This window comes from Ralstonia psammae (genome assembly GCF_958405935.1).
Taxonomy (GTDB): Bacteria; Pseudomonadota; Gammaproteobacteria; order Burkholderiales; family Burkholderiaceae; genus Ralstonia; species Ralstonia psammae.
In genome coordinates this window covers 396,018-409,292 of sequence record NZ_CATZBU010000001.1, presented here as the reverse complement: position 1 = coordinate 409,292, position 13,275 = coordinate 396,018, and the positions used below count along the sequence as shown (strand labels likewise).

Genomic DNA, 13,275 nt, shown 5'->3' with positions numbered 1-13,275 from the left:
TCCGCCAAGGACGCCGGGTTTTTTGTTGTCGTCAGCACGCAGACTGGTAGCCGTTCTAGTCACTCTCACACGGCTTCTTGAAGAGGTGCTTAACCCCGCATTTGGTCGCATGCGCCGCGTTCTTCACGCCATGCCCCACGGTTCGTGCAGCGTTGGCGGTCGCATGACCGGCTTCCTTCGCGGCGTGGCCGGTTTTGCGGGCGGCGTCCTTCGTGCCCTGCTTGATGTTTTCCTTGGTCTCGGACAAGTCGGCATGGGCCAGGGGGCTGAGCAGGGCCAGCATCAGCGCGGGAATCAAAAGCAGGCGACCTTTCACGGCGGGAATCCTCACAAGCAGGTTCATGCAACGGACGCGTCGAGCACCACAGCGGCGCGGCCGGTCAACAGGATGCGCGCACCACTGCGCAAGGTGAAGCGGTACAGCACGTTGTTGCCGTCGCCGCCGATGCGATCGGCCTCGATGTCGAGCGGCGTGTCGATGGTGTCGAGGCGCGGGACGTGGGCTTCAACGCTGCGCACGCTGGCGAGAAAGCCCGTGCGCGGGCGTGCTTGCGCAGCATTGCACAGGGCGCCATGCACGGCCATCGCCTGAGCGGCGTATTCGATGCCGCAGACAGCAGCCAATTGACCGTGGGAGCGCAACGGGTTGGCAGCGTCACGATGGCTCGTGGCACTGCAATGGATGTGCGCGTCGTCCCAGGCGACGACGGTATCGAGCAGGCACATCGCGCCACTGTGCGGGATGCGCGCCGCGATCCAGTTGCGATCGAGCGGCGGAGATGGCTGCGCGTTTGACGTCATGGCGTGCCAAAGGTGATGTCGATCTGCACGCGGGTCTCGGGCAGGTACTCGAGCACGACGTTGGCTGTGCGTCGTGCAGCCAACGCTTCCAACAGCGGCAGCGCGCGGGCCGCGGCGTTGCCGTGCCACAGCGTTTCGAGCCCGGTATGTGCCAACGCCGTCGACGCCACATCGGTCAGCGCAACGTCAATGCGCGCGAGCGTGCGGGGGCTGGCTTCGGGCGCGAGCACCAGCGCCACTGCAAAGGTATCGGGCACAGGGCGCACCGCGTTCAGCGGTTCGGGGTAGTCGCCGTCATACGCGATCAACAGGGTGGGCGTGGCGTCAATCGCAACCTGGCAGAGGCTGTCCAAGAGGCCGGCCGCAAAGCTGCCGTCGTACGCGCACAGCACGTTGGATGGTGCCATCGCATGCGTGGCGATGCTCCAGTAACCGGCCGGCGCGTTGTGCACGGAGTTGTGGAAGCGCGTGGGCGAGAGCTTGCGGTCGTCGCCCGCCAGGGTCTCGCAGATGGCGTGGCAGTTATGGCCATCGCCGCCGGACGAACTGAAGACCGTGGCCAGCGCGGCGGCATCGCGTTCGCTGGCTGAGACGGCCTCGTGGCCGACTGCCAGTGCGAGCTTGACCACGGGCCCCGTGCGGCGGCGCTCGACCGATGGCAGGCCGGCTGGCGGCGGCAACTCCGTCGGCGCGTGTACGTAGGGCGCGCGGCCGGCGAGCACGTCGGCCGCGTGCGGCCAATCCCGCAGACCGGGACCTAGCACGCCGATGCTTTCGATGAAGGCGCTGAGTCGTCTCATGACGATAGGCCCACGTGGTCGGCGGCGCGGCCGAAGACTAGGCTGCAATTCGTGCCGCCAAAGCCAAAGGCGTTGCTGAGCGCCGTGCGAACGCGCGCCGGGTGGCTTGTTGTCAGATAGTTGACGGCCAACGCCGGATCGGGCTGCGTGGTGTTGATGCCGGCCGGTAGCAGTTGATGGCGCAGCGCCAGCGCCGTGATCACCGCTTCCAATGCCCCGGCCGCGCCGAGCGTGTGGCCGGTCGCGCCCTTGGTGGAGCTGCACGCCGTGCCGTCGAACAGCGCCTGGATGGCGCGCGCTTCTGCCGCGTCATTGCTGGGCGTGCCGGTGCCGTGCAGGTTGATGTAATCGATGTCCGTTGCGGCCAGGCCGCTGGTGGCCAGCGCTTGCGCCATGGCAGCGCGCGCCCCGAGCCCTTCCGGATGCGGCGAGGACATGTGATACGCGTCGCTTGATTCGCCGATGCCGAGCAGCAGGATTGCATCGTCGTCCAGCGCGTCTTTCGCTTCGGGCGCGCGCTCCAGCAGCGCAAAGGCCGCGGCCTCGCCGATGGAGATGCCGTCGCGCGCCGCATCGTACGGCCGGCACGGTTGCGCCGACAGCAGCTCCAGCGAGTTGAACCCGTAGAGCGCGGTCAGGCACAGCGAATCGACGCCGCCCACCACTGCCGCATCGATCAGGCCCGCCGCCAGCGTGCGCCGCGCCGAGGCAAACACCTTGGCCCCCGACGAACATGCCGACGAGATCACCATGGCCGGCCCGCTCAACCCAAAGTACGCACGCACAAACGCGGCGGGCGAATAGATGTTGTGCGTGTGCGCATAGTGAAAGCTGGCCGGCAGCGCCCCCGTTTGCGGGTCGCGCTGCTGGTAGGCGCGTTCGGTTTCGAGAATGCCCGAGGTGCTGGTGCCAATGAATACGCCGACGCGCCCGGCGCCATGGCGCGCCTTGGCGGCTTCCACGTGTTCGGCAAAACCATCCTGTGTGAGGCCGATCTGGGCAAGCCGGTTGTTGCGGCAGTCGAAATCGGCCAGGTCTGCCCGCACGGGCGTGGCATCGGCGCCATGCAATTCCCCGATCCACGTGTCGAGATCGGCGCGTGGGAAGTTGCACGGCGCGAGGCCGCCTCGTTGCCCGCGCAACGCATCGAGCGTGGCGTCAAGGCCACGTCCGAGGCAGCTTGTGGCGGTGAAATGCGTGAGCAGGACGGGCTTCACTGGGGATGGTGTCGCGGCAATTGTTGGGTGGGATGACTCGGCAGACGGGTGTGCCGATCATGGACAAATTTTATCAAAGGGTCATTTGCGAGCGGGCGGCCTGCGCGGGCTCCGGCACGAGAGCAGCACGCAACGTCGTGCACTGCAATTGCGCGCGCGCGGCCGCTTCCAGCACCTTTGGCAAAACGGCCAGTATGACGGGCACGCCGTGTGCATCGCGCGCCGCATGACCGTCGTGGAGCAGCAAGATGTCTTGCGGCGCCAGACCACGCAGCAGGCGCTGTGCAATGGTGTCGGCATTGCGCGAGCGTGTGTCGAAGCCGCGCCGCGTCCAACTCGCCAGTTGCAGGCCAAGCTGACACAGCACCGGTTCGAGGAACGGATTGCGCAGTCCGGCTGGCGCGCGGAAGAACAGCGGGCGCGTGCCGGTGATGTGCGTGAGCGTGTCCTGTGCGGCGGCAATCTCGCGCCGCAACGCGGCCGGCCCCTGCAGCGAGAACGTATGCCGATGGCGCTGACTGTGGTTTTCCACCGCATGCCCGCGCGCGACGATGGCTTCAACGCAGTGCGGGTGCCGCTGTGCCAATTCGCCGATGCAGAAGAAGGTGGCCTTGGCACCGTACTTGTCGAGCAAGTCCAGTACGCGCGGCGTGACATCGGGGTCGGGGCCGTCGTCGATGGTCAATGCGATCTGCTGGCCGGCCGTCGCGGGCAGATGCGTCCAGTTCGGGCCGAGCCATGCGCTGCGCGGCCACAGTCCGCCGGCCATCAACACCAGATGCGAGGCGATGACGCTGCCGCCCGCCCACGGCCACGTCGATGGATCGGCCACAACGGCCGCCGCCGCGCCAGCGTGCAGCGCGAGCGCCCCGCTGATCAGCGGCGCTGGCTTCCAGCGGCGGGTAGTGCCAAGCGGTGTGGCGATCGGTGGGTTCATGCGGCGGCGTGCTGATCGTGATTGGCGCGTGGCGCGAGGATGGCGGCAAACACCAGCGCAAGCATGGCGCCCGGGCCGACGGTCAGCCCGAACGTTTCCAGCATCGGCACGCGAGAGAGCGCCAGCAGGCCGAAGCCGGCCACGGTCGCCAGGTTTGCCACCAGCAGTGACACCAGCGTCTGCGGCGCAATGGTCTGCGCGCGTTGATTGAAGAACAGCGCGTAGTTCGATCCCACCGCCACGATCAGCAGCATGCCAACCAGATGCAGGATGGTCAGCGGCACGCGTGCCAGCGCAAAGCCGCCTGTCACCACCAGCACCGCCGCCACCAGGGGCGCCAACGCGCGGAGTGTCCGCTGTGGTGAGCGCAGCGCCACGAGCAGCAGCAACGCGATCGCCGCAAAACCGGCGAGCGACAGGCGAAGGTCTTCTCGCACGTAGTTCACATACAGCCGATCGGCTTCGGCCTTCAGGTCGACGAAGAGGGCGCCGGGCACGTTCGCATGCTCAACGGCCGCGCGAACCGGCACAGCATCCAGGCTGGGTGGATTGGATGCGTTCTTCATGACGGCGGGCGCGCCCGATGGTGCGCGCAATGGCAGCATGGCGCTCCATTGGCCAGCGCGTTCCGTCAGCAGTGCGTCCACCGCCAATGCCATCGACGTCCCCTTCAGGTCTGCGCGCCGCAAAAGGGGCTGCGTGCGCGCCGCTTCCACATCGGCGATAAACGGGGCGAAGAGATCGGGCTTCACGCCGATCGGCTGATCTTTAACGGCGCTGCGCATGCGTGCCGTCAGTGCGTCCGGGGCGGGCAGGCTTGCGAGGCGCGCGCGCTGCGTGGCATCGCTCGGCAGATAGCGTGCGGGGTTCTCGAAGCCAGCCAGCACGCCGTTGTCTACCAGCGGTTGCAGTTGCGCGGCGATCTTCTCGGCGCCTTCAAGCGCGGCCTGTTCCGTTGCGGCAGGGATCACCACCAGATAGCGCACGTCGGGCGCACCGACGTCGGCGCGCAGGCTGGCGTCAAGCGCCTGGCTCTTCGCGGGCACGGGGCTGAGCGCGGCGAGTTCGCGGCTCCACAGACCATCGCGATGCAGCGCAAGCGTGCCACATGCAAGGATGAGCACTGCCGCCAACAGCCAGCGCAGGCGTGGTGCCGCATGCGTTGCCCGTGCCAGCCACGCCGCCCTGCGCGACACATCTCGCGTCGCCACTTCTGCGCCACGCAGATGCGGCAGCACGTAGCGCGTGACGAGCGCCGCCGTCACCAGCCCGACAATCGAATACAGCCCCAACTGCACGAGCCCCGGAAAGCCGGAGAACAGCATCGACGCAAAGCCGCACACCGAGGTCAGCACACCCAGGCGGATGGTCGGCCAGTACGTGGTGATCCATGCACGCAGGCTGTCGTTGGGCGTGGCGCCGCGCAGGCGGGCCGATTGCACGAACAGGTAGATCGAATAGTCGACCGCCTCGCCAATGAGCGTGGTGCCGAATCCGAGCGTGAGCCCGTGCACCGCGCCAAACGTGAGGCTGACCGCCGCCACGCCTGCCGCGACCCCGGACAGCACCGGCAGCAACCCCAGCACCACGGTGCGCGGCGAGCGGTACACCGTCAGCAGCAGCGCCACCACCAGCGCGAGGCTCACGGTGGAAAGCCGCTCGACGTCGTGCTTGATGGTGTCGCGCGACTCGACGGAGAACACGCCCGGGCCGGTCATCAGGATGCGTGTAGACCCAGCGTTCGGCACCGTGCGTGCAACCGCATCGAATGCGCGCCGCACGGTCTCGATGGCATGCGCCTGCGCATCGGTGTCGGAGCCGGCGGCCGTGGTCTGCACGACCAGCACGGCACGCTGCCCATCGCGCGACGCCCACACGCCGTGCATCGACGATGGCAGTGCGGTGCTGTCGAACTGGCTGACGAGTGCTGCTACCTCGCCGGTCGGGTCGCGCGGCAGCATGTTCTTGGCAATCAGCCCTGCGGATGAACTCAGCAGGTCCAGACTTTCGCCCAGCGCCGCGTGCAGACCTTCGGCGGAAAAGTGCTGCGGCGTGACAGCGGGGCTGAGCACGTAGCGGTGGTCGAAGACGAACTGCCGGTCGCGCGCTTCGCTCACGGGCTCACCGTTGTTGACAACGCTGAACTGCGCGTCGGTGCGCAGCGTGGCGGCAAGCTGCTTCGACAGCGTTGCGCGGGTGGCCGGGTCACTGCCCTCGATGCCGACGAGGATGAGCCGCGACACGAGCCCTTCGCGCAACTGATCGACCAGGACGCGTTGCTCGGCACTCGGCGAGCGCGGCAGAAACGCCGACAGGTCTGCCGTAAAGCTCGTACGTCCGATCACGACCATGCACAGCAGCAGGCCGGTCAACCAGACCAGTACTGCGGGCCGGCGCAGGGCGTGCAAGCGTTCCATGTGCGCGGCGTCCTCAGTTGCCTGGCACGCGTTGCAGGCGCATCAGCGAATGATCGCCGTCGGCCTGGCGGATGGCGACGCTGCGCAGCACATCGCGAGTGCCTTCCAGCGTGATGGTGCTGACGACCTTCTGCATGCGCGCGTCGATCGGCGAGAGGGTGAGCGTCCAGTCATCGCCGTGGCTGGCAATGGCGACTTTGTAGAGCGCTTCGAGCGCGTAGCGGTTACCGGCCAGCGTGGCGCGGATGCTCTCAATGAACGCACCCAGCTCCGGGTATTGCGACAGGGGCATCGTGAACTTGCGCTGGTTGCGCTCCACGGTCAGCTTGTCGCCGTCAATCACGAGGTGTTCGGGCTTCGGCGCCAGCGTGTGCTTTTCCAGATGATCGGGCGCCACGAACACCAGTTCGCCGGAGGATTCAATGGGCTGTGCCGCAATCGACAGCGTCTTTGTTTCGCTGAACGTGGCGCGCCCCGACTTGTTGCGTGCGAGCGTGGACATCAAGCGGTCGAGTGTCCAGTCGGTATTCCCTGCCTGGGCGCTCGTTGCCAACATGCTGGCCGCAAGCATGGCCAGAAAGGCGCGGAGGAATGGGCGCGTTGCAATCATGGCGTGTGGGTGGTCTGGGGGGCGGCCGGGGCGTGATCCTGCGAGCCGGCCGCGTCGGCATCCTGCCAGAAGTCGAAGTAATTGAACCAGTTGTATGGCGCGACGCGGCAGTAGTGTTCAACGCGTTCCACATAGCGGGCCAGGGCGGTTTGCACGGCCGTGGCGCGATCCTCGCGGCGCACATCGGAGAAGTCCGCCAACGGATCGAAATGTACGGCGTAGCGATTGCCGCCCAGGTGCAGCCCCGTCATGAAGAGCACTGGCCGCTTCAGCATGGCCGCCATGTGCAGCGGCCCCAAAGGGAACGCCGCCGGGCTGCCAAGAAAGTCCATGCGCTGGATTGACGGCCCCGCATCGCGCAGCAGCGTGCGATCGGCCAGCATGCCGACGAGCAGGTTGTCGTCCAGCGCCTCGCGCACGGCCAGCATTGCGTCTACGCGCCCCAGCGGAATGACCTCCGGCGCCGCCGCTGGGTTGATGGCGGCAACGACGGCGTTGATGTTGCGCGCGTTCTCTTCATACATGGCGACGGCCACGCGCAGGTTTGGCACCGTACGGCCGAGCGCGCGCACGACCTCCAAGCTGCCCAGGTGCGCGCCCAGCAGGAATGCGCCGCGCCCCTGCGCCAACACATCGTGCACGTGGTGCTGGCCCTGCAACTGGATGTCGAACAGATCGAAGCGCCCGCTGATCAGATAGATGCGGTCATGGATGGTCGCGCCGAACGTGAGCATGTGGCGGAACACGTCGCGCAGCGTTGCTGGTCGGCCCAGCGCGCGGCGCAGGTAGTCACGCGAAGCACCCCGCGCCGCTGGCGAGGCCGCCACGAAGTACACCGCAATCAGCCGCAGCAGGACCCGGCCGAACGGCCGCCCGAGCCGCAGGGAGAGCCACGTCATCACGCGCAGCAGCGCAAGGTTGCTGCGCTCCGGACGCTCGGCCCAGTCGGTGCGTTTCATGCAGCAACGCCCTCCGGCGCTGAAGCGGACAGCACGCCGCTGGCCACTTCGCGTTCGCCCGCGCGGATCGTGAAGCGGACGGCGTTGCTCGCCGTCGTCTCGAACGCGAGGTCGAGCAACTCCCCGGGTGCCGCAGGGCTGAGAAACTTGGCCGAGCTGATCTTGCAAGCATCAAGCGAGCGGCCCAGCGCCGCACCGATCGTGTGGAGCGCGTGGTCAAGTAGCACCACACCCGGCACGATCGGGTGGCCGGGAAAGTGCCCCGGCAGCGCTGGATGATCAGCGGGAATGGTGAAGCGCATGGCGGGCTTGTGTGCGTTGCGGTGCGAATGTTGTGCGACCAGCGCGGCCAGCACATCGCGCGCCAGTTTGCCGGTTTCGTTGCGCGGCAGCGCGTCCACCAGCAGCAGCGGGCGCGGCAGAAATGCCGCATCGATGCGGTCTTGCAGGGCGCGTAGCACGTCGGCCGCGCTGAGGCCCGGCGCCACAACGAGTGCCACCAGGCGCGTGACTGCGGCGCCGCCGTGCGTATGCGGGGCAGCCGGCGCATCGTCCGGCATGTAGAACACGCCGTCCTCCACGCCCACAATCGCGTTGAGCTGATGGTTCAGATACGCCAGCGACGACCGCTTGCCGGCAATGTTGATGAGATCGGCCTTTCGGCCGTGCAGCAGAAAGTGCGTGTCGTCGATCAGCTCAATCGCATCGCCCATCGGCACCGGGGTTTCGACATGTCCGCCATCGACCCACACCGTCGGGCCGTCGTCTTCCTGTGTGCCAGGGCGCGATTCCATGCGGACGTCGGGGTACAGGTGCCAGGCGGTTTCCAGCGCGGTACGGCGCGTCGCGACCTGGCCGGTTTCGGTGCTGCCGTAGATTTCCAGGAGCGGCGCGGACAGGCGCGTCTCGGCCTCCTGCGCCAGCGCTTGCGACAGCGGCGCGGTGGCCGACAGCACGAGCGATGCGTTCGGCAACGTGGGCTCCGATGCCAGCAGCGCCCGCAGATGCACGGGCGAGGTCACCAGCACGCGCGGCTGCGGCACGCGCTCCAGCGCCTCGCGAATGTCCGCCGGATAGAACGGCTGCTCATTGCTGAACGCCAGACTGCCCTGCAGCGCCAGCAGTACCGTCACCTCAAAGCCGTACATATGCTGCGCCGGCACGGTGCCGACCAGCGTGAATGCGCGCCCATCGTTCAGGCCAAGGTGCGCGACTGCCGTGTGCATGCAGCGCACCAGTGCGCCCCACGTCTTGCGATGCGGCACCGGCGTGCCGGTGGAGCCGGACGTGAACAACACCGCCATGACTTGCGATGCGTCGATCTGCGGCACGTCGTTGAGCGCTGCGTCGGCAGCCAACGCTTCGGGATAACGGAAGCCCGGCAGGTCGACCGGGCAGGCGGCCGCATCGTGCAGGCAGAACACATCGGGTGCGAACGCCGAAAGCTGACGCACCATCTGCGGCGTCTGCATGGGCGGCAGCAGGCTGATCTTGCCGGCCACCAGCGTCGCGCACAGCCCGACGGCAAAGCGGTAGCGGTCTGCACAGGCGTTGAACACGTGGCCGCCCAGCGGCAGCATCGGGGCCAGCGCCATCACGTCGGCCAGGAACGCGCGTGCTGAAACGGGCGTTCCGTCACGCCATGCAAGCGCGTGGTCGAGCGTTGGATGGGAGACCAGCGGGTAAGTCGGCATGAAGCAAATCTTTGGAGACGTGTGGGCTCAGCGGGAGCGTTCTGCGGCGGCGGGTGTGGACTGCCCTGATGGTCTCGATGGCCCTGATGGTCCCGATGGTCCCGATGGTCCGGACTGTCGATAAGCGCGCACGGCATCGAACAGGCTGGAGCGCGGTTCGCCGCGCAGCACGATGCGGCGGCAGAGGTATTCCGCCACGAACATCACGCCCACCAGCGGCAGCGACAGGTAGTTCGCAAATGTCGACCACGTGACGGTCGATGCCGTGGCAAACAGCAGGGTGGACACGGCGGCGGTCGCCAGGAAGAACAGCGTCCATGCCAGCGTGACCTGTCGCGAGTAACGCACAATGCGCGGCGTGAGCGTGCCGTGGACCACGTGGGCAAAGCGCGTGCACAGCGGCTCGCGTCCCGCCACCAGCGTGCGGCCGAAAACGTAGGCCATCATCAGGTTGAAGCTCGCATGTTCGAGGTACAGGCCCCAGTCAAAGTGCTCTGCCAGCGGTGCGCGCGCCATCCATAGCACGCCGCAGACGAGCAGCCACAGCGGCAACAGCCATGCACGATGCGCGGAACGTGTGGCCGCAACCAGCGCCACTGCCAACGGCGGCACCAGCACCATCGCCAGGCCCAAGCCATGCGCCCCCGGCGTGGCCGCTGCGTAATGCGCACCGACCTGATACGCCACGACCGCGCCCACGCCCGCTGCGCCCCGCACAAAGCTGGTCAGTCGATGCATGGCAGGGCAAGGTGGGAGGAGCGACGCTGCATGGTTGTCGAAAGGAAGGGCCGGCAGTTTCATCATAGGGCGGGGCACATTCTAGGGCCCCGGGCCTGTCTCGCCCGATCCTTCATCGGCGTGTTTGTAACCGGATGTACGGCGCCCGGCCAGCCGTACTGCCACGTCCCTTGCCGCTTTGCGGCGCCACACAAGCCGTTGAATCGTTTGCGTCACTTCGTGTAGCCGCCGCGATATGCGGTCTTTGTCACGGTTTCGCGCTATACGGGGTGTAACCCTTCGTCTAGAATCCGCGTAGCTTAAACGACCCCCTTCACAGGCTGGGCTGGACAAGGCAGGGGCTTCGGGCAAGGAGATCGTCGTTGTTTCTGGCCGCAATCCCCGCTGCGCGCCGCCTGTGGTTGCAAGACCGATGAACGACCTGGAAAAAGAGCTCGCCGCGCTGATGATCGGCGAACTGAATCTCGAAGACATTCAACTCGATGCCCTGAGCGCCGATACACCGCTGTATGGCGAAGGGTTCGGGCTCGACTCCATCGATATCCTCGAAGTTGCGCTGCTGATCTCCAAGAAATACGGCTTCGAGCTGCGCTCGGGCAATCCCGACAACCAGAAGATCTTCGCCTCGCTGGGCTCGCTCGCGGCCTACGTGGCAGAACACCGCACGCGATAGGCTCGCGCCAGCGCCCGACGCATTCCGTTTTCAATGTTTCGCCGGACCGACGCCATGCCGATGACCGGCGCTTCCACTTCGCACCTCGTCCTGATTCCAAGCTACAACCCTGGCCCCAAGGTTGACGACACCGTGCGCAGTGCGCGCGCGCAGTGGAACCCGGTCTGGGTGGTGGTGGACGGCAGCACCGACGGCAGCACCGAACGTCTGCAGGCCATGGCCGCGCAAGACCCGGGGCTGCGCGTGATCGTGCTGCCGCGCAATCGCGGCAAGGGCGTGGCCGTGCTGGCCGGGCTGGAAGCTGCTGCCGCGGCAGGCTTTACCTACGTGCTGACCATGGACGCCGATGGCCAGCATCCCGCCCACCTGATCCCCGAATTCATGGCCGCCTCGCAGGCTGCGCCCGACGCGATGATCCTCGGCCAGCCAGTGTTCGACGCAACGGCGCCGCAGGTGCGCGTGCAGGGTCGGCGCCTGTCCAACGGCTGCGCAGACATCGAGACTCTGTGGGCCGGTATTGGCGATACGTTGTTCGGCTTTCGCGTCTATCCGATTGCGCCGCTGGCCGAGATCATGCGCCGGCAGACATGGATGCGCGGTTTCGATTTCGACCCGGAAGCGGCGGTGCGCCTGTGCTGGGCCGGCGTGCGTCCAGTCCGCCTGGCGGCGCCGGTGCGCTACTTTCGCGCGCACGAGGGCGGCGTGTCGCATTTCCGGTATCTGCGAGACAACATCCTGCTGTTCGGGATGCATCTGCGCCTGGCAGCTGAGGGCATGCTGCGCCTGCCCTCGATGATTGCGCGGCGGGTGCAGCGCGGCTGGTAGTCTGCAGCGGCCGGGTTTAGACCGTTTCCGCGGCGGCCTTGGCCTGGCTCAGGAGGGTTTCGGCGGCGTGCCACGCCTGTGACGCGGCGGACGGATCGCCAATGGCGCGGGCGTCGGCTGTGGCGCCCGACAGCAGCATCACGTACACCCCGGCAAGCTGCCGCGCCGTAGTGGCGGGCACCACATCCTTGAGCAGCGTTTCCATCATTGCGAGCAGATCGTCGCGGTAGCGCACCGCCACGTCGGTCACCTTGGGGCAGGTGGCGCCAAACTCCGCCAGCGCGCGCTCGAACAGGCAGCCCGCAAAATCGGGGGTGCGGAACCACGTGCCGTACCACTCGAAGATGCCCTTCAGGCGGGCGGTGGCGTTGGGCATGGGACTGAGCTTCTCCGCAATGCTGCCCATGACGAAGGTGTAGCGCTGCTCCAGCACTTCCTTGATCAGATCTTCCTTGCCGGCAAAGTGCCGGTACAGCGTCATACGGGCGACGCCGGACTCGTCGATGATCCAATCGACGCCCACGGGGTGAAAGCCGTGCTTGGAAAACAGTTCGCCGGCCTTGTCCACCACCTGTTGGCGCTTGCTTGCGCGCATTGCCACCTCTCTTGATTGCTGGGCCGCATCTTAGCATCGGCCCTTTGTTGCGGCCCTGAGGATTGGGTCCGAACACGGTTGGCCGCGGCGTGTTGTTGCCACGTCAGCTTTACGCTTTGATAACACAACTGCACACGGTTCACGCTAAAGTAGACCGATCTATATCATGTGCCCGCAAATCCTATGGGGCGCGGAAGAGAAAGCGTTATGCAGCCGATTTGGCGGCGCCGGTTTTTGCGAACGGGATCGCAAAAAAAGACCGGCACTGACCAGGCTGTCAGCGGAGTTTCTCTCGGTCAACAGCAACAATAAAAATGAGGTCAGGCGAATGCGGAATCGTTTGCTGATGTTGGGAGTCGTGTCACTGCTGGCCGCGTGTGCCCAGCCGCAGCCGCCCAGCGATGTGGTGCGGGTGTGCGACGACCGCGGCTGCGCCGATCGGCCGAAGGCCCAGGTGGCGTTTGACCAGGCGAATATCCCTGACGAAGATCCGCGCATTGCCGCTCTCAAGGAAGTCGCCAAGCGCGAGCCCAAGGCCGCCTACGACCTGGGCCTGCGCTACTTCCGCGGCGACGGCGTCCGCCAGGACAGCTACCAGGCACTGAACTGGATGCGCGAGGCTGCCGAGCACGGCAACCTGCAGGCGCAGAAGGCGCTTGGCGCGTTCTACCTGTTCGGGCTGGAAGAGATGGGCTCCGACCCGCGCGAAGCTGAAAAATGGCTCTCGATTGCGGTGAGCCGCGGCGACAAGGAATCGAAGAAGCTGCTTGAGCAAGCACGCGCCGCCAAGAAATCCGACGAAGACGACTACAAGTGGCGCGCGCAATGGCGCAGCACTTACTACGGCTATTGGTATTCGGGTTATCCGTACCTCGGCGTCTGGCGCCAGACGAGCTGGTACTGGTACTGAGCAGGCACTGCAGTCATTCGTTTCAAAGCGTTTCAAGGCAGTTCGGGGAGGGGGGAAAGCCTGTTGCACACCTCGCACGCCTGATCAAGGGGGGCTTAT

14 protein-coding genes are annotated in these 13,275 nt (G+C 66.5%); 3 read left to right on the top strand and 11 right to left on the bottom strand.

Going from position 1 to position 13,275, the window contains the following annotated elements:
• Window positions 1-55: 55 nt before the first annotated feature.
• The 10 genes from R2N16_RS01945 to R2N16_RS01900 form a co-directional block, all read right to left on the bottom strand.
• Complete coding sequence (locus tag R2N16_RS01945; RefSeq protein ID WP_316664212.1) at window positions 56-316, bottom strand: hypothetical protein; 261 nt, start codon at window positions 314-316, stop codon at window positions 56-58.
• A gap of 23 nt (window positions 317-339) precedes the next feature.
• Window positions 340-801: a hotdog family protein gene (locus R2N16_RS01940; RefSeq protein WP_316663873.1), complete on the bottom strand. Its 462-nt coding sequence runs from the start codon at window positions 799-801 to the stop codon at window positions 340-342.
• Complete coding sequence (locus R2N16_RS01935) at window positions 798-1,601, bottom strand: beta-ketoacyl synthase chain length factor (RefSeq protein WP_316663871.1); 804 nt, start codon at window positions 1,599-1,601, stop codon at window positions 798-800. Before R2N16_RS01935 ends, R2N16_RS01940 begins: the two co-directional genes overlap by 4 nt.
• Window positions 1,598-2,818, bottom strand: coding sequence for a beta-ketoacyl-[acyl-carrier-protein] synthase family protein (locus tag R2N16_RS01930; RefSeq protein WP_316663869.1), 1,221 nt, complete (start codon window positions 2,816-2,818; stop codon window positions 1,598-1,600). The genes R2N16_RS01935 and R2N16_RS01930 overlap by 4 nt, the downstream gene beginning before the upstream one ends.
• Window positions 2,819-2,891: 73 nt before the next feature.
• Window positions 2,892-3,755, bottom strand: coding sequence for a polysaccharide deacetylase family protein (locus R2N16_RS01925; protein WP_316663868.1), 864 nt, complete (start codon window positions 3,753-3,755; stop codon window positions 2,892-2,894).
• Window positions 3,752-6,172 carry an MMPL family transporter gene (locus R2N16_RS01920; protein ID WP_316663866.1) on the bottom strand — a complete coding sequence of 807 codons (2,421 nt, stop codon included), beginning with the start codon at window positions 6,170-6,172 and terminating at the stop codon, window positions 3,752-3,754. The genes R2N16_RS01925 and R2N16_RS01920 overlap by 4 nt, the downstream gene beginning before the upstream one ends.
• 13 nt (window positions 6,173-6,185) lie before the next feature.
• Entirely contained in the window at window positions 6,186-6,782 is a 597-nt protein-coding gene (locus tag R2N16_RS01915) for a LolA family protein (RefSeq protein WP_316663865.1), read from the bottom strand.
• The gene (locus tag R2N16_RS01910; RefSeq protein WP_316663864.1) at window positions 6,779-7,741 is read right to left on the bottom strand and encodes a lysophospholipid acyltransferase family protein; all 963 of its coding nucleotides are present in this window, start codon (window positions 7,739-7,741) and stop codon (window positions 6,779-6,781) included. Before R2N16_RS01910 ends, R2N16_RS01915 begins: the two co-directional genes overlap by 4 nt.
• Window positions 7,738-9,435 (bottom strand): AMP-binding protein, encoded by a 1,698-nt coding sequence (locus R2N16_RS01905; protein WP_316663862.1) that lies wholly within the window; start codon window positions 9,433-9,435, stop codon window positions 7,738-7,740. Before R2N16_RS01905 ends, R2N16_RS01910 begins: the two co-directional genes overlap by 4 nt.
• 27 nt (window positions 9,436-9,462) lie before the next feature.
• Complete coding sequence (locus R2N16_RS01900) at window positions 9,463-10,173, bottom strand: COG4648 family protein (RefSeq protein ID WP_316663861.1); 711 nt, start codon at window positions 10,171-10,173, stop codon at window positions 9,463-9,465.
• A 412-nt stretch (window positions 10,174-10,585) separates the two neighbouring features.
• On the opposite strand from R2N16_RS01900, the gene R2N16_RS01895 reads away from it, so the two are divergent.
• Window positions 10,586-10,846 carry a phosphopantetheine-binding protein gene (locus R2N16_RS01895; RefSeq protein WP_124382773.1) on the top strand — a complete coding sequence of 87 codons (261 nt, stop codon included), beginning with the start codon at window positions 10,586-10,588 and terminating at the stop codon, window positions 10,844-10,846.
• A gap of 54 nt (window positions 10,847-10,900) precedes the next feature.
• Window positions 10,901-11,671, top strand: coding sequence for a glycosyltransferase family 2 protein (locus R2N16_RS01890; RefSeq protein WP_316663860.1), 771 nt, complete (start codon window positions 10,901-10,903; stop codon window positions 11,669-11,671).
• A 16-nt stretch (window positions 11,672-11,687) separates the two neighbouring features.
• Here R2N16_RS01890 and R2N16_RS01885 read toward each other — a convergent pair whose 3' ends face one another.
• Window positions 11,688-12,266, bottom strand: a complete 579-nt coding sequence (locus R2N16_RS01885) for a TetR/AcrR family transcriptional regulator (RefSeq protein WP_316663858.1) — start codon at window positions 12,264-12,266, stop codon at window positions 11,688-11,690.
• Window positions 12,267-12,594: 328 nt separating this feature from the next.
• On the opposite strand from R2N16_RS01885, the gene R2N16_RS01880 reads away from it, so the two are divergent.
• On the top strand, window positions 12,595-13,176 hold the full coding sequence (locus tag R2N16_RS01880) for a tetratricopeptide repeat protein (RefSeq protein ID WP_316663857.1): 582 nt from the start codon (window positions 12,595-12,597) through the stop codon (window positions 13,174-13,176).
• The last annotated feature ends 99 nt before the right edge of the window (window positions 13,177-13,275 follow it).